A 19,941-nucleotide genomic window follows, 5' to 3' on the forward strand; every position below is an offset into this window, starting at 1 on the left:
CTGCCGATCGAATGGAAAGAATGGAAGGATCAGGTCATGCGAAAATCGTCGAACGTCGGGGTCGTGCTTGCCTGCCTTGTCGCCGGTCTTCTCTTCTATGCGTGCGGGGACAATGAGGGGAATAGCGACGACACCAAGCTGCTCTCCGTAGTCGCGATCAGCCGGCACGGGATTCGTTCCCAGCTCTCTCCGCTCGAGAGCACGACCCCGAATACCCTGAGCACGAACCTGGATACCCTGCGCCCACAGGGTTTTCCGCTGTGGCCAGGCCCCGCGGCGACCCCCGGCAATCTCTCCACAGTGGGCCAGCAGAACGCGACCCGGTTGGGGGCATGGTATCGCGATTTCTACGCCGCCCAAGGGCTCCTGCCGCCGAGAGGGTCCTGTCCCGCGGCCGGAACGGTGTTCGTCTATGCGGATGTATACGAGCGGACGATCCATACGGCGCAGGGTTACGTGGACGGCATGTTTCAAGCCGAGGCAACGCCCGACTGCGGGGTCCAGGTGATTCATGCGGGCGCGCAAGTGCAAGCGGACCCTTACATCGCCACGGCGTTTGCCCTACTAAATACCCCACAGTGCAAGATCGTCACGGCGGTGGACCATGCCGCGTTCAATACAGCGATCGGAGGCAACACCTCCTCGTTGATCACTAAATACAGCACCCAACTTCAAACGCTGCAGACGGTCACTCAGTGCTGCCAGCCGGCGGCCTGCAACCAGTCATCGCCACCCGCCTCCTGTTCGCTGCTGGACCTTCCTACCGAGGTGAGCGTGGATCCAACTACCGGGGTGAGCCTGAATCCAACGGGAGCGGTGGCGTACGCGGCCGGGAGCCTGTTCGACGTTGCCGACTCGGTAACTTCGGATTTCGAGCTCCAATACGCCCAGGGGATGCCCCAAACGGACTGCGCAACGACCCAGGGGGCGCAGTGCGTGGGCTGGGGGGCGATCCCGCAAGGAGGCTTGAGCGATTTGACTAAGCTTCATGTGCTGAACATCGACCTGACCTGCCGCCTCCCCTCCTTCGCGCAGGTAGCCTCGACGAACCTGATGTGGCAGCTCGTGGGGACGATGGATCAGACGCTGACCGGCGTGGAGAATCCTGACATGCTCGCGCCCGCGGCGAGCAAGTTCACGCTGTTTGTCGCTCACGACCAGAACCAATCCGCCATCGGCGCATTCCTGGGGGGCGTAACCTGGAAGGCAGAGGGGTTCCAGCAGAACGACCCGGGCCCGGCCGGCGCGCTCGTTTTCGAGCTCCACAAGGTCAAGCAAAGCGGACAGCCCATCGTGAGACTCTTCTACGTGATCGCGACGCTGGACCAAATGCGCAACGGCACGGCTCTCTCGCTGCAGACGCCTCCACAGCGCATCCCCCTGGCGATCCCCGCGTGTGGCGGCGTCCTCGATTGCCCCTACGACCAGTTCAAGACCTTCATTACCGGCCACGTGCGCCAGGACTGCATCGTCACGCCTGCCTCCGCGCCCTGACAGGCGCCGTAATACGGGCGGCGTCAGCGGTCAAATGGAACGTCCGATAGTGAGCCTTGAACTAAACCGCTGCGCGGTGAGTTCAGAAGCAAGCGCTTGGTCGAATGGACCGTGTTCCTTGCGTTTGATTACCGTTTGATGCTCGTTCCATCCGACTGAGTGTGGTCCCGCAGAGCGGAACATCCACATTTCAGACGAAAAAGTGCCTCGACCGAGCCGCAATGGCATAGTGGCGGCCCGCAAAGTGCGTTTTCAGTTTGTATTTCCTAAAAAGTGCGCTGCAAAGTGATTTCGCAGTCCTGAAATCCGACTTTGCAACGCCGCAAAGTGCGTTTTCAGTTTGTAATGCCCAAAATGTGTGCTGCAAACTGGCTTTGCAGTCCTGAAATCGGTCTTTGTAACGCCGCAAAGTATGTTTTCAGCCCGTAACGCCTCCAGTCAAGCGCCACATCGCCGCTGCAGTCTTATGGACGCCAGCGTACCGCCGTGCAGCCACGCAGTCTGCGGTTCCGCGTTTGTGCTGTCATGCTCCAGCAGGCCAATACACATCATAGTATATGTGTGTGCTCGCGGGACCGTCAAAGATGCATCGCTGGCGCGTTCGCTATTGGACCATCACGGGCACGTTTCTGTCGTCTTCGGGCGCGTACACACCAGACAACACTACCATCGGCTAGGCATATATCTTGTTTCCATCAGGCACAACAAATATTGCAGGAGAGACGATTGGCGAAGTTGACGTCCTCGTCAGTTGGAACTTCCGGCACATCGTCCGGCTCGACAAGATCCGTCTGTTCAACGCCGTCAACATCGAGCAGGGATACAAAGCGCTCACGATTTACTCGCCTCAGGTGCGCGAGATCCGCGACGAACAAGCCGCAGCTCTTGCGGGCAAGTCTGAGGACGAGGTGCTCGCCTTCTTTCACCGGGCAGCTGAGAGGGCGCGTGAGGATGCCCGCCGACGCGCGCAGCGCCGGGCCGTGAATCCGCAGACTGCCTAACTGAACCAAAGTGGGGACGTACTTAGGTTGTTAGTCAGAGAGATCCATGGGAGGACATCTGCATGCCCAGAGGTCCACGGGTCGACGTTCTCGATGGCCTCTACCACCTGATCGGGCGTGGGGTGGAGCGCCGTCCCATCTTCCGCACCGATCGAGACCGGGAGGACTTCCTGCGCCGCGTGGCGGCTGTGGTCGAGGAGGAGGACCTGCGGCTTTTCGCCTTCGTTCCAAGGGACAACCACTTTCGCCGCGCGGTGCTAGAGGGAAACGGTCGGCCCGTGGAGGTGTCGCGCTACTTGAACATCCGGCCGGCGAGCATCACGGGACACCTTCGAGTCTTACGCGAGCTGACTAAGAAACTAAGAACGTCCGTTAGGCGTCTCAATGGCAAAGGCTGACGCACCTCGAGTCGGAGGAGTCTCAGTAGCGCGCCACGAGATCGGTCAGCGATCGGTTGTCATGCAACCGGGCGATAGCCTCGACCAGCAGTGGGCAAAGACTAAGGAGCTGAATCGGCAGGGGGAGTTCTGGCGTCGTGACGCTATCAGTTACGAGGAGCTGTTGGATGGGTAGGCCGCGCAGGCGTGCGACAGCGGGGCCGACAAACAGGCCGTGACTCGCGACCACGGTCACTGGCGATGAGCATCCGGCCGCAAGCAGCGCACGAACAGCCGCCTCGATCGTGCCCCCAGTGCTGATCATGTCGTCGACAACGATTGGAGCATGGCCGTGGACCTCACCCGTAATGCCGCTTGTCGTCACCTCTGTACCGCTGAGTCGCGTCTTGTGCACGATCGCAACTGGCAGGTTCAGCAGCGTTCCGTACCGTCCAGCCAGCTTCACCGCTCCGAGGTCCGGCGCGACGATCACCGCAGGCGCAGGCAACCTTGGACGTATGGCGTCCGCCAAGAAGGGCACTGCGGTCAGATGCGCCATGGGAACAGTGAAGAACCCTTCCACTGCTGGCGTATGGAGATCGACAACAATGAGGCGTTGCAGGCCGCCCGCCTCGATCAGGTCGGCAACCAACCGGCCGCCGACTGCCTCTCGTCCCTTAGCCCGACGGTCCTGCCGTGCGTAGCCAAAATAGGGAATGACAGCTGTCAGCCGCCCCGCGTCACCTCGGCGGCACGCGTCTGCCAGCAGGAGAAGCTCAAGGAGATGCTCGTCTGCGGGCGGACTGGTGCTCTGAATCAGGTAGACATCCCGCCCACGCACATTTTCCTGAATCTCAACGTGGAGTTCCCCATCCGGAAACCGACACAGTTCGCGCTTCCCCAGCCGGACACCAATGTTGGTAGCGATAGTTTCGGCGAGAGAGAGATTGGCCGAACCGGACAAAATCAAGGGCTGCATCGCTCGGCTGCCTCAGTTGTCCCTATAGCAATTCCTTTTCCATTTCTGTCGCCAGATCACCCCAGAGCGCCGCCAGCGGCACCTGAAGGAGCGTCGGCGGACGATTCCGCCCAGACTCAAACCGGCGCTTGCCAAGATCGCCCGGCTGCAAGCGCTCCCGACCCGAACGAAGCCGATGACTGCGAAGCGAAGAGGTTTCATGCTTGGGCTTTTCCGGATCATCCTGCGTCAGGCGTCGCTCAGGGCAAGAAGCCTTTTCGTCACCTTGCGCCGAGCCGGGTAACTCCGCCCGGCAGTCCACAGCGGGCGGCCCAGGTTGGAACATGGGCACGGCGCAGCTCTCGGACGCGCTGCCCTTGGGCTCATTGCCTGCCGATCGGCATTATGCACAGCGGCTGCTCGTCGATGTCCGCGCCGATGACCTTTCTCACCCTGTCGTCCTGAAACGCCCCGACGACCACCGTGCCGAGGCGCAGAGACGCCGCTTGTAGGTAGACGTTCTGCGCCGCATGGCCGACTTCCATGTGGGCGTACCGGACGCCCCGCTCGCCATACTTGACCGTCGTCCTCCGGTACACTGCGCAAAACACGAGGGCAGCGGCTGCCTCCGCGACGCAAGTCTGCCCAAGCGCGGCGGCGCTCAGTGCAGCGCGGTTGTCACCCTCGGCAACCGCTGACAGCGTGTGTGCACGTGGGTCGTATCGGTAAACGCCGGGGCGCAACTCCGCAACGTTGCCTGCAACCAGGTAGACCTCGATCGGGTACAGGGCGCCGGCAGAAGGTGCGGTCCGAAACCCCAGTGGGTGCGTGATCCCCTGTGCAGCCCAGAGGAGCTGCGAAAGTTCGCCAAGTGTCAAAGCGCCGCCCGCGTACTCGCGGACCGACCTTCTTCGGAGCAGCGCCCTCTCGACAACGAGTTCGCCGTCGAGTCTCGGGCGCGGTAGCTCTACCGGAACAGCAAACCTTGAAGTTGCGGAAGCGGCATGCCTCATGATCAGACTCAAGCCAAGTAAACGGAGGAGTTCGCGGCGTCCCAGGCGAAATGAACCGTCAACCGTATTGTCCGGTCGCCTCCCAACTGAACATTCTGCCGCGCAAAAGTTCACCTCCGTTCAAGCCGGCCGAACGAGGTCACGTTCGGCTGCGCCAGTCGCGCGAAATCGGCATAAGCCATGTGCACGGTTTGCTCATGATTTCCGGCGTTGAACACAATCTCCTTCTGTTTCGCCAACGCCTCGTCGACCCAGACCGGAATCGTGCTCTCCTCTGATCGCCTATCCGACCTGCACCTTGACCACCTTCCGCTTCGCTTCCTCGCTTTTCGGAAGCCGTACCTCAAGAACGCCGTCTTCGAAGCTGGCCGTGGCCTCGTCGGCCTTCACGGTCGTGGGCAATTCAATGCGCCGAGAAAAGGCTCCAAAGGACCGTTCGTAGTGGTAATAGTCCTGGTGCTTGACTTCCTCCTCCTGGTTTTTCTCTCCTTTTACCGTCAGCGTGGATTCGGTGAGATTTACTTCGACGTCATCTTTCGACAGCCCTGGCAGTTCGGCCTTCACGACGACTTCGTTGCCTGTCTCGTACACATCCAGGGCTGGCGCGAACTTGACCGGTTGCAAGGGCCACCGTTCTCCACTCCACAGCAGTGCTGGAAGGTGACGGAAGTCCTTGAACCATCGATCCATCTCTTCTCCCCACGCAGACGGAGGCCACAGAGGCTGAGGCGCCCGCACCGGGAGGGCTGTACGCGCCTGCCGCTTCACCGGCACTTGGGTAGCCGCCGGTCTTTTCTCTAGCTTGTGTTGCTCCGGTTCCTTCTTCGCCTTTTCCTGCTTTTGCGCCATTGACCGTCCTCCTTGCTTGCCAAGTTAAACCCATCCACCCATGAAGGTTTCGTCACCCGCTATCCTGTTCAACACGAAGATAACGTTCACATGGACGCGGTACTCCTGCACCTTGCCATTAGGTCGGCACCGCAATCTGGGAAACGGGAGCGAACGAAGTCTTCTGCGACTTGCTGCGCCTCTGGATGGAGGGCATCAGTGAAGACCATGGTGGCGACGCCGAACGAGGGATAAGGCAGCGCAACGAAGGCAACCGACGCGAAAAGAAGCGTCAGGGTGAAGGCACGTGAGAGCCTGGGTGTACTACACGACATGGCGGACCTGTTCGATTGCACGCCCTCGTCAGCCGCGCCAGTTGCGTGGTGCGCCAGCCCCTGCCGCAAATAGTCGGCGTCGATCCCGAACGCAGGATGCTTCAGCAAGCGTCGTGCCCTTGCCTGCGCGGACAACTGCCATCGTTGAACTGTGGAACGCTCTGCCTGGAACGCACGCATTTGCGCGAAAGCATTCCCAGCAACAATGACACGGGTTCCCCCTTGCGCCGCAGCGGTCTCGAAGACGAGTTCGGCTAAGAGCCGAAAAACCTCTTCCGCTTGCTCGCGCCTTCTGAACCGGCGGCACGCCGTTGTCGCCGGCGAGCGACGGGCTCACGACTGCTTGCTGGGCTCGGCTGGCGGGCCGGTAATCACCAGCACAGGCCGGTCGGTGGATTCGCTGACGCGTCGGGTGGTGCTACCCACCATGATGCGTCGCGCGCCCCGCCGCCCGATCTTGCCCATGACGATGAGATCGGCGCCGTGGCGGGCCGCGGCGGCGCAAATGACCGCGCACGGATCGCCTTCCGCGATTTCCTCCTGGTGAGCCAGGCTGCGCTCCGTCGCCAGCCGGGCCATGTCACGGAGGTAGGTGTGGCCGTTTTCCCGCAGTCGGTCGCGCACCTGCTGGCCGTCGTCGGTGGCCCGGTGCCCGAGCGCGTCTACCACGGCCTCATCCACCACGTGCAGGAAAATCAAGTGCGAGCCGCAGGCAGCCGCGATACGAGCCGCCTGTTCCGCCGCGTATCGCGCGCACTCCGAGCCATCCACTGGAACCAGGATCTTGGCGATGCGCAGGGCCTCGGTCATGCCGTCTCCTTCCGCCGGCCGCGCAAGCGCTTCAGCTGAAACAGCGCCTCACGCTCCTTTTCCTCCAAGGCGGCTTCGGTGAACCGAATGGTGTCGCGGTACTCCGGAATGAAGATATGTTCCAAGGCGTTTACTCGGCGCTTGGTCTTCTGCAACTCCGTCGCCAACCGGCTGCAGGACACCTCGATTTCCGCCAAGCGCATCAGTGCCGGCAGGAGGTGGCGCACCTGGCGCTGTACCCGGGCTGGGGCTGCTGCTGCCCAGCCGGGCGCGACACTGGGGCCGGGAGGATCGGTCGCCTTCAGATCCAGTAGCGGTACGATGACGCCCATGATGCTCCGCTCCCGTATCCGAAGCTGCTGAGTTCCCGCAGAGGCGAGCGCTTCTGGCTCCACCGCGGTGCGGCCCGCGGCCAGCAGCGCCTCGCGCATGGTGGCATAGACAACCGCCAGCGCCGCCTCCACCTCACGCCGCACCTGCCGAGCCTCGCGGTAGATGGCGATGATTTCTTCCAAGAGCACGTCGCGTTTCTGATCCAACTGCTGGTGTGCCGACCGGACGAACCCGAAGTGCTCCTTGAGACGGATCAGGTTGCTCTTGGTGGCGGGGATGTCAGCCCGACGCATCGTCACGCCTCGCTGAGGGTCTGTCTGGCGCCATCGCCGCATCCGGCGTGGTGCGATAGCGCTCGATGAGATCACGCGGCAATCGAGTCAGCTCCGCGTCCGGCAGAGGTCGCAGCACCTGCCAGCCCAGGTCGAGCGTCTCCCGAAAGCTCCGGTTGTCATGCCGGTCCTGCGAGATGAACTCCCGTTCGAAGCGGTCACGAAACTGCAGATACTGCCGGTTGGTTTCCGAGAGCTCCTCCTCGCCGATGATGCTCGCCAGCCGCTCCACTTCCTTCACACGCGCGTACGCCGCATACAGCTGGCTGGCCAGCCGTGAGTGATCCTCGCGCGTGCCGCCGGCACTCACGGCGTCCTCCATGAGCCGCGAAAGTGACGGCAGCACGTCGAGCGGTGGATAGACACCCTTGGCGTGCAGGTCACGCGAGAGGACAAGTTGTCCCTCGGTAATGTAGCCGGTGAGATCCGGAATCGGATGCGTGATGTCGTCGTTGGGCATGGTGAGGATTGGAATCTGCGTGATGGAGCCCTGGCGATTCTTCAGGCGTCCCGCCCGCTCGTACACCGAAGAGAGATCGCTGTAGAGATAGCCGGGATATCCCTTGCGGCTGGGCACCTCGCCCCGCGCCGTTGCCACCTCGCGCAGGGCCTCGCAATAATTCGTCATGTCGGTCAGCACCACCAACACGTGCATGTCCAGGTCGAAAGCGAGGAACTCAGCCAACGTGAGCGCCGCCCGCGGCGTCACCAGCCGCTCGATGCTCGGATCGTTGGCCAGGTTGAGGAACAACGTGCTGGTGCGGAAGGCCCCGCTTTCCTGCAGGCTCTTGTGAAAGAACTCCGCGACGTCGTGGTTGACGCCGATGGCCGCCAGCACCACGGCAAACTGTCCCCCCTCAGTCGGAAGCGCAGCCTGGCGAACGATCTGGGCAGCGATTGCATCGTGCGGCAGACCGCTCCCCGAGAAAATGGGAAGCTTCTGGCCGCGCACCAGTGTGTCCAACCCGTCAATGCCCGAGATCCCGGTCTGTATGCACTCCCGTGGATAGTCGCGCCGCACCGGATTCATGGGCGCGCCGTTGACGTCGCGCAGGACGGCTGACAGCGGCGGCGGACCGCCATCCAGGGGCTGACCAAGGCCATCAAATACCCGGCCCAGCATCTCGCGCGCCACGGGGATACGCAGTGCGTGCCCGAGAAACCGAACGCGGGTGTCTGCCACAGACAACGTCGCGGTGCCTTGCAGCACCTCGACAACGGCAAGATCCTCCTGAATCTCGAGTACGCGTCCTTGCAGCAGTTGTCCCGTCGGTGAAACGATTTCGGCCAGCTCGCCGAAGCCGACCCCTTCGACACCTCGCAGGAAAATGAGTGGCCCCTGAATCTGATGCAGACCTCGATAATCGAGCCCTGCCTGGTCGCGGATTGAAGTCACGGCTCACTCCTGCTCAAGCGTATCCATCTGACTGCTCACCACGTCCCTGAGGGCGGCGAACTGCTGCAATTGGTCGTCGGGTATCTCAAAGCGCATACGCATGAGATCCGTGCGCACCGGCAGCTCCCGTACGCGATAGACAGGGATTTTCTTTTCGACGATGGCCATGCCGCGGTCGATGTAATGGAATATCGTGCGCAGCATGCTCATCTGCTTTTCCGGTGTGCTATGGCGGTCAATGGGGTCAAAGGCGTTCTGTTGCAGGAAGGCGTTGCGCAGCAGCCCGGCTCCTTCCAGCACCATACGTTCCCGGTCGGGTAACGACTCCTCTCCCAGCAGCCGCACGATTTGCTGTAACTTGGCCTCTTCGTCCAGCAACTCGATGGTGCGGGCGCGCAACGCCGCCCAATCGGGAAAGCCCTTTCCCTGCCACCACGCGCTCAGGTCGCCGACGTACTCGCTGTACGACTCACGGAAGTTGATCGCCGGGAAGAACCTGGCATTCGCCAGCTCTTTGTCGAGACTCCAAAAGCAGCGAACGAATCGCTTGCTGTGCTGCGTTACCGGCTCGGTAAAATCGCCGCCGGGTGGCGACACCGCGCCGATGGCACTGACCGAGCCCTCGCGACCGCAGAGCGCGGTCACCGAGCCGGCGCGCTCGTAAAACTCGGCGAGGCGGGTCGCCAGGTAGGCAGGGAAGCCTTCCTCGGCAGGCATCTCTTCGAGGCGGCCGGCAATTTCGCGCAGGGCCTCTGCCCAGCGCGAGGTCGAGTCGGCCATGAGGGCCACGTCGTAGCCCATGTCGCGGTAATATTCAGCGATGGTGATTCCGGTGTAGATGGACGCTTCACGAGCGGCGACCGGCATATTGGAGGTGTTGGCGATGAGCACCGTCCGCTCCATCAGCGGCCGGCCGGTCCGTGGATCCTCGAGCTGCGGCAGTTCGGTGAGCACGCCGGTCATCTCGTTGCCGCGCTCGCCGCAGCCGATGTAGACGATGATCTCGGCATCCGCCCACTTGGCGAGATTCTGCTGGGTCACGGTCTTGCCCGTGCCAAAGCCGCCTGGCATTGCTGCGGTCCCGCCGCGTGCGAGCGGGAAAAATGCGTCGATGATCCGCAGGCCCGTCAAGAGAGGCACCGTGGGCACACGCCGTTCGCGGTAGGGGCGGGGCCGTCGTACCGGCCAGCGGTGATACAGATGCAACTCGCGCACCGACCCGGCGCGATCAACCAGCGCGACCGGATCATCCAGCAGGTATGTTCCAGAATCAGCTACCCAAGTGATCCTTCCCGAGATGTCCGGCGGGACCAGGATGCGGTGCTCGATCGATGCCGTCTCGGTCACCGTGCCGAGGATCTCACCGCCTCGCACCTCGGTGTCGGGCGTAAGGACCGGGGTGAAATTCCATTGCCTCGCCCGGTCCAGCGGACGAGTGTACGCACCCCGCAGAACAAAGTCGCCGCAGTGAGTCGCCAGCGCTTCGAGCGGCCTTTGGATGCCATCGAAGATGCAACCCATGAGACCGGGACCGAGTTCCACGTGCAGCGGCAGCGTCGAGGTGTGGATCGGATCCCCGGCCTTGAGCCCGGTGGTGTCTTCATAGACCTGCAGGGTGGCCCGGTCTTCCTTGAGCCCAATGACCTCGGCGATGAGGCGTTGCGTGCCAACCCACACCAACTCCGACATGCCGATGGTCCGCGCCGTCAGGGCGTGGACCACCGGGCCGTTCACGCCGATCACCGTTCCTGAACGAGCCTCCGCCTGGGCGGTCATCACGGCCCTGAAGGTGAGGAAGGTTCTTCGCCGAGCAGCATGTCCGCAGCTAGGTGGCGGAGCCTATACATCCGGCGGCGGACGCGGCCATCGAATGAATTATCAAAGCGCACCCTCCCGTCATCGACTTCCAGAACCACGCCGCCCATTAGTTCGTCGTCGGCGGTGAAGCTCACCGCGCCACGATCTGAGGTCAGACTGCGACGGATTGCTTCGTCGAGTAGCAGCTCGCAGTCGTGAGGCATGCGCACACGGACCGGTCCGGCCGGTAGCGCCTCTAAGCCCTCTCGGACGAGCTCGGCGAGTCGATCTGCCGCCTGCGGGAATGTAGAAAAGCGCCCGAGCCGCGTCCGGGCACGGGCAATGACTTTCTCGATCAGCGCCTCACGCGCCAAAAGCAGCCCCAGATGACTCTGCGTTTCCGCGGCCGCCAGGAGTTTGGCGGCGCGGAGACGCCCCCGCGATTCCCCCGCGCTTCGAGCCCCGGCACGAATGGCCTCGGCCTCCGTGTCGGCGCTCGCACGGAGTCGGGCGACGCGCTGCTGCGCGCGTCCTTGCATCTCAGCGATCTCAGCGGCCGCTTGTTCCCGGATCAGACGCAGCAGGGTCCCGGCGTCTGACCCGGCAGCGTGGACAGAATCGATGGATTTCATAGGCGCAACCCCAAGGTGCGCTCGACGAAGCGTTGCACAGAGCCGCCGTCGGGTGATTCTCCGAAGCCGGGCACTTCGAGAATCACGGGCCCACTGGCATCGAGCATGGCATGCCTCAGATAGTCCCGAATGCGTCCCGCGATACCGTTGGTCACCACCAGCAGCACCGGGCGTTGCTTTGGCCCGCCTGCCGCGTGGACCTCGTTGACAACCTCTTCGATCGCCGTACGTGCCTCATCGGCACTGTGAACGACGCGGCCCGGCACGCCGCCCAAGGCGAACACCAGGACCGTATCCGCATCGCCAATGACCTGCAGCGGCTTCATGAGAGGCGGCCGAGGATCATGATGGCGACGATGAGGCCGTAGATAGCGATACCCTCGGCCAGACCGACGAAGATCAGAGCACGACCCGCGATTTCCGGCCGCTCACCAATCGCGCCCAACGCCGCCGCACCCACGTGGCTGACAGCGTAGGCGGCACCGAGCGCACCGATCGCCGTCGCCGCGGCGGCGGCGGCGAAACCCCACTTCATCACTTCATCGGACACGCCGCCGAGTTGCGCGGCAGCCCCGGCAGCAGCGGGCAGTCCGCTCAGGACGGCCGCCAAGGCCAGGAGCGACACGGCGGCGAGGCCGACGTGTACCCGCGCGAACCAGCGGATGGCGCGGCCGTACCTGCGGCTCGAACCGCGCGGCTGGATGCCGGGAGCTGATGTGGTCTGGCGTGGTTCCTGGGTCGTCATGGTTCCTCCTCTCAGGGGTGCGCCGGCGGCATGCCGGAGGCCAGGCGCAACGGCCGGTACTCCTCACCACCGCCGCTGTAGAAGCGGCTGAAGAACTCGTAGTACTCGAGACGGATGCTCTGGATCGACACGATCAGTCCTTCCAGTGCGATAATGACGGCATTGCCGATCACAATGACGATAATCGCGCCGATGGTGCCACCCCGGCTTTCGGCGATGGCATCGGCGACACTGAAGGTGGCAAGCAAGAGGCCCGCATGACTCACGGCAAAGGCCGCCAGTCGAATGAAGGTGGCGGTGTTCGACACCGTGCTGACCATGGTGTCGAGCACGTCGACTATTGCCTCGACCAGCAGCGTCAACAGTTCTCCGGCCCCAGGCCACCTGTGCTCATGCAGACCCACCCACAGCACGCGCGCGGGTTCTTTGAGAAACACCAGCGTCAACGCCACGACCAACCACATCACGGCTGTTCCCAGCGTGACCGCGCCGGGCCCGGCGGTGAGCCAACGCATGAGGACGCCCGCGACAATCCAGTATGCCAAGGCGCCCAGCAGCCCGTTGCGCTCCCAGAGCGCCGTGACGTCTCGCCGACGCACCGCGTTTACAAGATTGAGAGCGAGGGCCAGGCTGAGAAAGCCGGCGCCGAAGCCCACGGCTGTTTTCATCAGCCTGGGCATGTCCTCCATCGGTCGGAGCCAGAGCGCGGGCAACCAATGCTCCACACCGAAGACGCTGCCATAGAGAAACCCGAAGGCCATGGCGAAGACACCGCACTCCATCAAGATCACCGCATAGTCCCGGTAGCGGAACATTCGCCGGTACATGAAGTACCCGATGGCGAATAGCACCGCCCCTTGGCCGACGTCGCCGAACATGAATCCGAACATGGCGAGAAACGCGACAGCGACCACCGCTGTCGGTTCCAGTTCGCCGTAGCGCGGCAGACCGTACGCCCGCAGCAAGCGCTCGAACGGTCGAATGAGCACCGGATTGCGCAGCAGAATGGGTACCGACACGAGGCCGCGGCGTACGCCTTCGAGCCCGGCCGGATCCTGCCACTGCACCACGCAACGGCTTCCCGCGGCGGCGCGCACGGCCGCTTCGAGCTGCGCCGTGAGTACAGCGGGAACCCAGCCGGTAATCAGAGAGATCCGCTCTGAACGGCCCATGAGACCGCGCGCCTCCGTAAGCAGCCGTTCGCGTTCCACGCGGGCACGCAATGTACAGGCCTCTGGTCCGAGCCGCTGCGCCAAGGCGTTACGATCGGCCTCGACAGCGGCCACGGCCTCGCGGCTTGCCTCCAGGTCGCTAACAAGGTGCGTCATCGCTTCTTCAGGGGCACCGGTCAGGTGGGGCGGCAGCTCCAGCCGCTCGAAGTGAGCGCTGCGCAACGCCCGCTCCAGCACTTCGTGGTCGGCAGAGAGACAGAGGGCAGTGATGAGGAGTCGACCGTCCGTGCCCGGCATGCCCTGCGGGACGATGATGTGAGGTGTGCGCGTCAGGGCCTCACGTAGCCGTGTCAGACTCCGTTGCGGAAGCAAACCAGAAGCGAGGAAGACGTAGCGCAGATTGCCAAGCTGTTCGAGCGGCAGCCCGATGGGAACGAGCGCCCGCAGCGTGTGCACAAGTCCTTCGATCCGCTCCGTGTCTGCCGCGGTGCGGCCGGCGCCCTGACGAAACGCATCTACCTCCGTGCGAATGGCCTGACTGCGGGATTCCAGGCCTTGTAGATCCAGCGTCTCTTCGACGCTGGCGGACAGCACGTGATTGCGCCACTCGATACGCAGGAACGCCAGGACCTCGTCGAGGCTTTGGGCCAGGGCGCCAAGCTGTCGAAGCCGTTCGCTGACGTCGTAAGGCTGAATCGCGCCGAGCATCTCGACGGAATGACGTACGTCGAGCAAGTGCAAGACGCCGACGCGGGCGATAGCGCGCGCGGCCGCCTCGAGGTCTGTCGCCAGGAGGACCAAGGAGAGATGGCGTATAGGCTCTGGGGTCAACACGAGCGGTCCTCTTTCAGTGCCGGATGGTCACAACGTGTTCAAAGGCCTCTGTGCTGTTCAGGCCGAGCGTCTTAGCGGTCAGCAACACCTGCAGGTCGCGGATCTCGAGTTCCTGGGTCAGGAGAAATGCGAGAGGCACGCCGATGTGAAACGGGTAGCCACGGAATTCTCGTTGGGCTGCCGCTGCAAGGAAACGCCACAGCGCGGCAGAGCAGGCGTCGAATCCACGCATGTCAGCTTCCGCCAGAAGCCGGGCGTACGGTGTGTGTTCCAGCGCCACACCCCAGGGCAGTTGGGGCCCCTCGGCCAAGGCGCGCCGCACCGCAAACGTGACCCATCGTCCTTGTCGCAGCGTGTAGTTCAAGATCTCCTCGGGCGCCATGCCGAGGGCATCGCGGTAGCGGGCGATCCAGCCGAGATTCAGGATGTCGAACAGGATGCCCAACAGACCGTGGGCACGCTTACCGTCGGAGGGCTCGAGTACACCGGCGGCTTCCCACAAGCGCTCGTAGTAATCGATCTCCAGCGCGACTTCGAGGGCGAACGGCCCGGCATCCTCAAGGCGGTGCAGCGCCGCTGCCATGGGGGCACCGTACGCCGTCGTTGCCAAGCGATCGGTCAGCTCGTGCAGGTCGCGCGCCTCCACCAGCCGTTGCGTGTCCAGGCTGGAAATGTCGCCAAGGACGAACAGGTACCGGCTGACGGTCTCCGGGGACAAGCGGCGGTGCACGGCGCGGATCACAAGTTTGAGGTTCTCGAGTTCGTGCCGCAGGAGGTATACCCGGACCAGTGCGGCTTCCGGGCTTGCCAGCATGCGAATGAGCGTCCGGCCGATCTCGACCAGTCTTTCTCGTAGGCTGCCTTCACCGCGCGGTTTACTGAGCCTGCGGCCGTATGCCGTGTGGAGCAGTACGTCGAGCATCGTGTCCCGTGAAGGATAGCCGTACAAAGCTTCCAACCCGCTGTGCCCCAGGAGTGTGGGGATGAGGGTGCGGACCCGGGCGTTGGCTGCCGCGTAGCGCTGCAGATCTCGCCTCATCAGCTGGCGTCACCTTGCCCGTTGGCTGTCAAGACAAAGTGCACCACGGCTTCAACTGCCGCGTCGATGCGGGGCTCGGCACGCGCCTGCATGGCCGCTGCCTGCAGGCGCGTGCCTTCGGCCATGTGTACCGCATTCTGCTGCGCTGCAGCCACCAACCGCTCCTCAACCGACTGGGCCAAGGCATCACGGGTGTCTCCGGCCTCATGCACGCGGCGCCGGCTGTCCTCTTCGGCCTCACGCACCAGTCCCTGGCAATCGCGCTGTGCCGCATCCACTGCTTGGCGCGCCTCGGCTTCGGCTGCCAAGATCACTAAGAGAGCCTCCTGCACCGTTCGCCTAGCGATGCAAGGGGCTTGCCACGCCGCCCAAGGCCTCGCCTTGGAAGCCTAGGCGTTGCACTGCGGGCGCATGCCCCCTGCTGCACTTTGCAGCAACGCGAAAAGAGCGGCCTTTGTCCTGGCCTTTGGGAAAACACGCCGGTTTCGTTGCTGGCGCTGGTAACCCTTGCTCATATGGCGGCAGTAGGGCCTTTGGGATATCGTCCTCGCGCATGGTTCTGCACGGGAAAACGGTTCTGGTCACCGCAGGTGCCAAGCGGGTAGGGCGGGCAATTGTCCTCGAGCTCGCCAGGGCCGGGGCGAGCGTCGTGGTCCACTGCCGCTCGTCTCACGCAGAGGCCGCGGCCACGTGCACCGCAGCGAGTGCCTTCGGTGTCCGAGCCGCAGTCGTGGCCGGGGATTTGCGCATCGGCGCCGATGTGGAACGCATTGCCCGCGAGTCGTGGGCTGCATTTGGAAGCGTCGACGCGTTGGTGAACAGCGCTGCGGTCTTCGCTCCAACCCCGATTGAGACATTGACGGACGAACAGTGGGATCAGGCATTGGCGATGAACCTCAAAGGTCCGTTCATGCTGGCAGTGCAGCTCGGCCGATTGATGCGAGAAGGAAGCGGCGGCGTCATCATCAATATCGCGGACGGGGCGGCGATGCGGCCCTATCGCGGGTACCTGCCGTACTGCGTGTCGAAGGCGGGCATGATTGCAATGACGATGGGCCTCGCTAAGGCACTGGCACCGCAGGTGCGGGTGAACTGTGTGGCGCCGGGTCCCGTCATGCCCCCAGAGGACTACACGGCCGAGGAGCGCGCGCATCTCGTCGAGCTGACGCCGCTGAAGCGTCTGGGAACAGCAGAGGATGTTGCCCGCATGGTGCGCTTCCTGATTGGCGAAGCCGAGTTCTCGACGGGCGGCGTGTATCTGGTGGACGGTGGCCGCTTGAACGCATCGACGGCGAGCGACCAGTGACCTCCGCCATTTGAGTTGAACGGTCGGGTATGATCACCCTGTTCCAACGGCTTGCCTGGAGCCTCGTCATCCTGATCGGCGTGACCTTTCTCACCTTTGTCATCGCCTTCATCATCCCCAGCGATCCGGCGCGCACGGTGGCTGGGCCGAAGGCGGATCCGGAGACGCTGGCCACGATCCGCAAGGAGATGGGGCTGGACCAGCCCGTGCCGGTGCAGTACGCGCGCTATCTCGGGCGCTTGGTTCACGGCGATTTCGGGCGCTCCTACCTGACGCGGCAGAGCGTTCTGCAGGCCATCATCGAGCGTCTGCCGGCCACCGCCTATCTCGCCGTTTCCAGCCTCGGCGCCGCGGCGCTGATCGGCATCGTTCTGGGTTGCCTGACGGCGCGCCGTCAGGGCTCGGCCGTTGATCTGGCAGTACTGGTTGGTTCGTTGATAGCGCTCTCGCTGCCGGTGTTCTGGGTCGGCATGATGCTCCTGTATTTTGTCGCGTACCGGGCTCGTTTGCTGCCGCTCGGAGGGTTCGGCCTCTCGAATGTCGTGTTGCCGGCATGCACCCTGACCTTGGGTGGCGCGGCGTACTACACCCGTCTTCTGCATACCAACATGCGCGCTGTCCTCGACCAGGACTATATCCGGGCGGCGCATGCCAAGGGGCTGTCACCGTTCCGGGTGTACGGCAAACACGCGTTACGCAACGCCATCATTCCATTGGTCACGCTGTTGGGACTTGATTTTGCCGGCCTCATGAGCGGGGTCGTGCTGACCGAAACGGTCTTCAATTGGCCCGGCCTGGGCCGGCTCGCGGTCGAAGCGGTCTTTAATCAGGACATCCCGATGATCATGGGCACGGTGTTGTTCAGCGCCCTGCTGGTGGTGGGCGCCAATATGGTCGTGGACCTCTTGTATATCGTCATCGACCCACGCATTCGCTATCGGGCGCAGTAATGACAGCGCAACGACGACACCAAGCGAGCCGGAAACGGGAACGCCGATGCCGGCGATAGGGCAGGGCAGTCAGCGCTATCTGGCCGTCGCCGGCGGGGCCATGGTCACGCTCCTGGTGTTTGTTGCCGTGACCGCACCCTGGCTAGCGCCCTTCGATCCCTTGAAGGCGATTGCCGACAGTTTTGGCAATCCCTTTCCACCCGGAGCGCGCTACCCGCTCGGAACCGATGAGCTCGGCCGTGACGTGCTGAGCCGGCTGCTGTATGGCGCTCGCATCTCCGTCTTCGTTGCCGTCGTCGCCACCAGCCTCACACTGATCATCGGTGTCACCGTCGGCGTGTGTTCCGGCTATTTCGGCGGATGGGTCGATACGCTACTGATGCGTCTGACCGACGTGTTCCTGTCTTTTCCGGCGTTGCTGCTGGCCATAGCCTTGGCGGCGCTGTTCGAGCCCGGGCTGACGTCGATCCTGGTTGTCATCGCCGTGGTGAGCTGGACGGGTGTCGCACGCACGATTCGTGGTGAGGTATTATCGCTGCGCGAGCGTGATTTCGTCGCGGCGGCCAAGGCGCTCGGTGCCACGCCATTCCGTCTCATGCTGCGCCACATCCTTCCCAACGTTCTGCCGACGATCGTCGTCATGGGTGCGCTCAGCACCTCCGGCACGGTGCTGCTCGATGCCGGGTTGAGCTACCTGGGCCTCGGCGTCCCGGTTCCCACACCGAGCTGGGGACGCATGATCAGCGACAGTCAAACCTACTATCGCCTGGCCCCGTGGCTGATGATCAGCCCCGGTGTGGCGATTGTGTACGCCGTGGTGGGCTTCAATTTCCTCGGTTACGGACTGCTCGCGATCGTCGGCGGCCGTGAGCGTCGATGAAGGGTGCCGGCGAGGCGCGGCCGCGCCGAGGGCAGTCACTGGGCGCCACCCCTGGAAGAAGGACGTTCCCAAGTCTGTGTCTCCTTGTCGGTGTACTGCCGTCAGTGCTCTGCCTGACTGGTTGCACATCATCCTCCGGTAGGGACGCAGAGTCGCCGCCGCCGTACCTGCGGCTAGCGGGTCCGGACGAGATCCCCACGCTCGATCCCGCCCGCGGCTATGACACCTCGTCGTGGCAGTTCGAACAGATGCTGTTCACGACCCTGGTCGACTACGATGCCGGCACCAACCTCGTCCCTCAGTTGGCGACGGACTGGTCCGTATCCGCCGATCGTCGCACCTACACCTTTCACCTGCGTGCGGATGTGCGCTTTACCAACGGCCGCGCCGTGACTGCCGGCGATGTGAAGTACTCGATCGAACGCGTGCTCAACCCCCACACGCGCTCGCAGGGCGCGGAGTTCTTCCGGGTGATCAGCGGCGCGGAGGCGTGTACCGAAGCGAGTTGCGCCGTCGCCGGCATCGAGGCTCCCGATCCGCAGACGCTACGCTTCACCCTGCGTGCGTTCGATCCGTTGTTTCTCCACAAGCTGGCGATGCCGTTCGCAGCGGCGGTGCCGGCGGAGGAGGTGGCACGTTGGGGGGAGGATTTCGCGCGCCATCCCGTCGGCAGTGGCCCCTTCATGCTGCGGGAGTGGGTCAGCGGACAGCGTGTGACGCTGGTGCGCAATCCCGACTATTTCATTCGCGGGCTGCCACGTCTCGAGGGCCTGCAGCGCTTCGTGGGTGTCAATGACGATCTGGCATGGCTCAAGTACGAATCCGGTCAGCTGGATATCTCCAGTATTCCGCCCGCCGAGTTTCCTCGCGTCATTGGCGCCCCCCGCTATCAGCCACTGCTGCATCACGTCACCACGATGACCACCAATTACCTGGGAATGAACTGCCGCGTGGCGCCGTTTACCGACCGTCGCGTGCGTCAGGCGATGAACTATGCCGTCAACAAGGAGAAACTGCTGCGGCTGATCAACAACCGCGGCGTCGTCGCCAAGAGCTTTTTGCCTCCCAACATGCCCGGACAGAATCCGGACCTGACTGGCTACCCGTTCGATGCGCAGCGCGCGCGCCAACTCCTGGAGGCGGCCGGCCAAGCCGCCGGCTTCCGTACCACGCTCTGGGTGCGCTCCGACGAGACCACGTTGCGTATGGCGGAGTCGGTGCAGCAAGATCTCGCTGAGGTCAACGTGCAAATCCAGATCAAGGCGATCGCATGGGGCCCCTTCCTTGAGGCGGTGCGTTCGCCGGATCTGGTGCCCTTCTTCCTGCTCGGATGGGAAGCCGACTTTCCCGACCCCAGCAATTTCCTCGAAGTGTTGCTGCATTCGAAGAACATCGGCTCGAACAACAACACCAACTACAGTAACGGGGAGGTTGATGCGCTGCTCGATCAGGCCAGCCGCACGGTCGATCCGCAAGCGCGGCTGACACTCCTGCAGGAGGTCGAACGGCTTGCCGTCGCCGATGCACCATGGGTCTTCCTGTTCCATCCGGCGACCTACGACATCGTCCTGCCGCGCGTGCAAGGCTTCCGCCTCCATCCGCTCCGCCCGCCGCGACTGGAGCAGGTATGGCTGGGGGATGAAAACAGTCCTGAGTCCTGAGTTCTGAGTCCTGAGCGGAGTAGCTAGTGTTTGCCTCAGGATTCAATA

20 protein-coding genes are annotated in these 19,941 nt (G+C 63.4%); 7 read left to right on the forward strand and 13 right to left on the reverse strand.

Annotated elements, in window-relative coordinates; all coding sequences use genetic code 11:
* From VF515_20595 to VF515_20605, 3 genes are all read left to right on the forward strand, one after another.
* On the forward strand, positions 1–1,494 hold a 1,494-nt coding region (locus tag VF515_20595), incomplete at its 5' end, for a histidine-type phosphatase (GenBank protein ID HEX7410025.1).
* 686 nt (positions 1,495–2,180) lie between these two features.
* Positions 2,181–2,495: a hypothetical protein gene (locus VF515_20600; protein ID HEX7410026.1), complete on the forward strand. Its 315-nt coding sequence runs from the start codon at positions 2,181–2,183 to the stop codon at positions 2,493–2,495.
* Between the two features lie 62 nt (positions 2,496–2,557).
* Positions 2,558–2,893, forward strand: coding sequence for a hypothetical protein (locus tag VF515_20605; protein ID HEX7410027.1), 336 nt, complete (start codon positions 2,558–2,560; stop codon positions 2,891–2,893).
* A gap of 22 nt (positions 2,894–2,915) precedes the next feature.
* On the opposite strand, the gene VF515_20610 is transcribed toward VF515_20605, so the two are convergent.
* The 13 genes from VF515_20610 to VF515_20670 form a co-directional block, all read right to left on the reverse strand.
* Complete coding sequence (locus VF515_20610; GenBank protein ID HEX7410028.1) at positions 2,916–3,851, reverse strand: ribose-phosphate pyrophosphokinase; 936 nt, start codon at positions 3,849–3,851, stop codon at positions 2,916–2,918.
* Positions 3,852–4,213: 362 nt separating this feature from the next.
* Positions 4,214–4,843 carry a SagB/ThcOx family dehydrogenase gene (locus VF515_20615; protein ID HEX7410029.1) on the reverse strand — a complete coding sequence of 210 codons (630 nt, stop codon included), beginning with the start codon at positions 4,841–4,843 and terminating at the stop codon, positions 4,214–4,216.
* A gap of 282 nt (positions 4,844–5,125) precedes the next feature.
* A complete protein-coding gene (locus VF515_20620) occupies positions 5,126–5,533 on the reverse strand; it encodes an Hsp20/alpha crystallin family protein (GenBank protein HEX7410030.1) in 408 nt (135 codons plus the stop codon).
* Positions 5,534–6,339: 806 nt separating this feature from the next.
* Entirely contained in the window at positions 6,340–6,816 is a 477-nt protein-coding gene (locus tag VF515_20625; GenBank protein HEX7410031.1) for a universal stress protein, read from the reverse strand.
* Positions 6,813–7,442 (reverse strand): V-type ATP synthase subunit D, encoded by a 630-nt coding sequence (locus VF515_20630; GenBank protein ID HEX7410032.1) that lies wholly within the window; start codon positions 7,440–7,442, stop codon positions 6,813–6,815. The genes VF515_20625 and VF515_20630 overlap by 4 nt, the downstream gene beginning before the upstream one ends.
* Entirely contained in the window at positions 7,429–8,877 is a 1,449-nt protein-coding gene (locus tag VF515_20635; protein HEX7410033.1) for a V-type ATP synthase subunit B, read from the reverse strand. The genes VF515_20630 and VF515_20635 overlap by 14 nt, the downstream gene beginning before the upstream one ends.
* 3 nt (positions 8,878–8,880) lie before the next feature.
* Positions 8,881–10,653 carry a V-type ATP synthase subunit A gene (locus tag VF515_20640; GenBank protein ID HEX7410034.1) on the reverse strand — a complete coding sequence of 591 codons (1,773 nt, stop codon included), beginning with the start codon at positions 10,651–10,653 and terminating at the stop codon, positions 8,881–8,883.
* Positions 10,653–11,306, reverse strand: a complete 654-nt coding sequence (locus VF515_20645) for a V-type ATP synthase subunit E family protein (GenBank protein HEX7410035.1) — start codon at positions 11,304–11,306, stop codon at positions 10,653–10,655. Before VF515_20645 ends, VF515_20640 begins: the two co-directional genes overlap by 1 nt.
* A complete protein-coding gene (locus VF515_20650; GenBank protein HEX7410036.1) occupies positions 11,303–11,632 on the reverse strand; it encodes a V-type ATP synthase subunit F in 330 nt (109 codons plus the stop codon). The genes VF515_20645 and VF515_20650 overlap by 4 nt, the downstream gene beginning before the upstream one ends.
* A complete protein-coding gene (locus VF515_20655) occupies positions 11,629–12,051 on the reverse strand; it encodes an ATP synthase subunit C (GenBank protein ID HEX7410037.1) in 423 nt (140 codons plus the stop codon). Before VF515_20655 ends, VF515_20650 begins: the two co-directional genes overlap by 4 nt.
* Positions 12,052–12,062: 11 nt before the next feature.
* Positions 12,063–14,057 (reverse strand): V-type ATPase 116kDa subunit family protein, encoded by a 1,995-nt coding sequence (locus tag VF515_20660; protein ID HEX7410038.1) that lies wholly within the window; start codon positions 14,055–14,057, stop codon positions 12,063–12,065.
* A 13-nt stretch (positions 14,058–14,070) separates the two neighbouring features.
* Positions 14,071–15,096 (reverse strand): V-type ATPase subunit, encoded by a 1,026-nt coding sequence (locus VF515_20665; GenBank protein ID HEX7410039.1) that lies wholly within the window; start codon positions 15,094–15,096, stop codon positions 14,071–14,073.
* On the reverse strand, positions 15,096–15,410 hold the full coding sequence (locus VF515_20670; protein ID HEX7410040.1) for a hypothetical protein: 315 nt from the start codon (positions 15,408–15,410) through the stop codon (positions 15,096–15,098). Before VF515_20670 ends, VF515_20665 begins: the two co-directional genes overlap by 1 nt.
* A 239-nt stretch (positions 15,411–15,649) precedes the next feature.
* On the opposite strand from VF515_20670, the gene VF515_20675 reads away from it, so the two are divergent.
* The 4 genes from VF515_20675 to VF515_20690 all read left to right on the forward strand — a co-directional run bounded on the left by VF515_20675 (position 15,650) and on the right by VF515_20690 (position 19,893).
* The gene (locus tag VF515_20675) at positions 15,650–16,402 is read left to right on the forward strand and encodes an SDR family oxidoreductase (GenBank protein ID HEX7410041.1); all 753 of its coding nucleotides are present in this window, start codon (positions 15,650–15,652) and stop codon (positions 16,400–16,402) included.
* 29 nt (positions 16,403–16,431) lie between these two features.
* A complete protein-coding gene (locus VF515_20680) occupies positions 16,432–17,352 on the forward strand; it encodes an ABC transporter permease (GenBank protein ID HEX7410042.1) in 921 nt (306 codons plus the stop codon).
* 46 nt (positions 17,353–17,398) lie between these two features.
* On the forward strand, positions 17,399–18,232 hold the full coding sequence (locus VF515_20685) for an ABC transporter permease (protein HEX7410043.1): 834 nt from the start codon (positions 17,399–17,401) through the stop codon (positions 18,230–18,232).
* 104 nt (positions 18,233–18,336) lie between these two features.
* Positions 18,337–19,893 (forward strand): ABC transporter substrate-binding protein, encoded by a 1,557-nt coding sequence (locus tag VF515_20690; protein HEX7410044.1) that lies wholly within the window; start codon positions 18,337–18,339, stop codon positions 19,891–19,893.
* Positions 19,894–19,941 lie beyond the last annotated feature (48 nt).

The organism is Candidatus Binatia bacterium, from assembly GCA_036382395.1.
GTDB lineage: Bacteria > Desulfobacterota > Binatia > HRBIN30 > HRBIN30 > JAGDMS01.

Excerpts from the sequence above, each read along its gene's own strand:
- VF515_20640 (HEX7410034.1), bottom strand. The coding sequence starts at position 10,653 with ATGACCGCCCAGGCGGAGGCTCGTTCAGGAACGGTGATCGGCGTGAAC.
- VF515_20655 (HEX7410037.1), bottom strand. The coding sequence starts at position 12,051 with ATGACGACCCAGGAACCACGCCAGACCACATCAGCTCCCGGCATCCAG.
- VF515_20615 (HEX7410029.1), bottom strand. The coding sequence starts at position 4,843 with ATGAGGCATGCCGCTTCCGCAACTTCAAGGTTTGCTGTTCCGGTAGAG.
- VF515_20645 (HEX7410035.1), bottom strand. The coding sequence starts at position 11,306 with ATGAAATCCATCGATTCTGTCCACGCTGCCGGGTCAGACGCCGGGACC.
- VF515_20605 (HEX7410027.1), top strand. The coding sequence starts at position 2,558 with ATGCCCAGAGGTCCACGGGTCGACGTTCTCGATGGCCTCTACCACCTG.
- VF515_20610 (HEX7410028.1), bottom strand. The coding sequence starts at position 3,851 with ATGCAGCCCTTGATTTTGTCCGGTTCGGCCAATCTCTCTCTCGCCGAA.
- VF515_20620 (HEX7410030.1), bottom strand. The coding sequence starts at position 5,533 with ATGGATCGATGGTTCAAGGACTTCCGTCACCTTCCAGCACTGCTGTGG.
- VF515_20650 (HEX7410036.1), bottom strand. The coding sequence starts at position 11,632 with ATGAAGCCGCTGCAGGTCATTGGCGATGCGGATACGGTCCTGGTGTTC.
- VF515_20625 (HEX7410031.1), bottom strand. The coding sequence starts at position 6,816 with ATGACCGAGGCCCTGCGCATCGCCAAGATCCTGGTTCCAGTGGATGGC.
- VF515_20630 (HEX7410032.1), bottom strand. The coding sequence starts at position 7,442 with ATGCGTCGGGCTGACATCCCCGCCACCAAGAGCAACCTGATCCGTCTC.
- VF515_20685 (HEX7410043.1), top strand. The coding sequence starts at position 17,399 with ATGCCGGCGATAGGGCAGGGCAGTCAGCGCTATCTGGCCGTCGCCGGC.
- VF515_20665 (HEX7410039.1), bottom strand. The coding sequence starts at position 15,096 with ATGAGGCGAGATCTGCAGCGCTACGCGGCAGCCAACGCCCGGGTCCGC.
- VF515_20680 (HEX7410042.1), top strand. The coding sequence starts at position 16,432 with ATGATCACCCTGTTCCAACGGCTTGCCTGGAGCCTCGTCATCCTGATC.
- VF515_20675 (HEX7410041.1), top strand. The coding sequence starts at position 15,650 with ATGGTTCTGCACGGGAAAACGGTTCTGGTCACCGCAGGTGCCAAGCGG.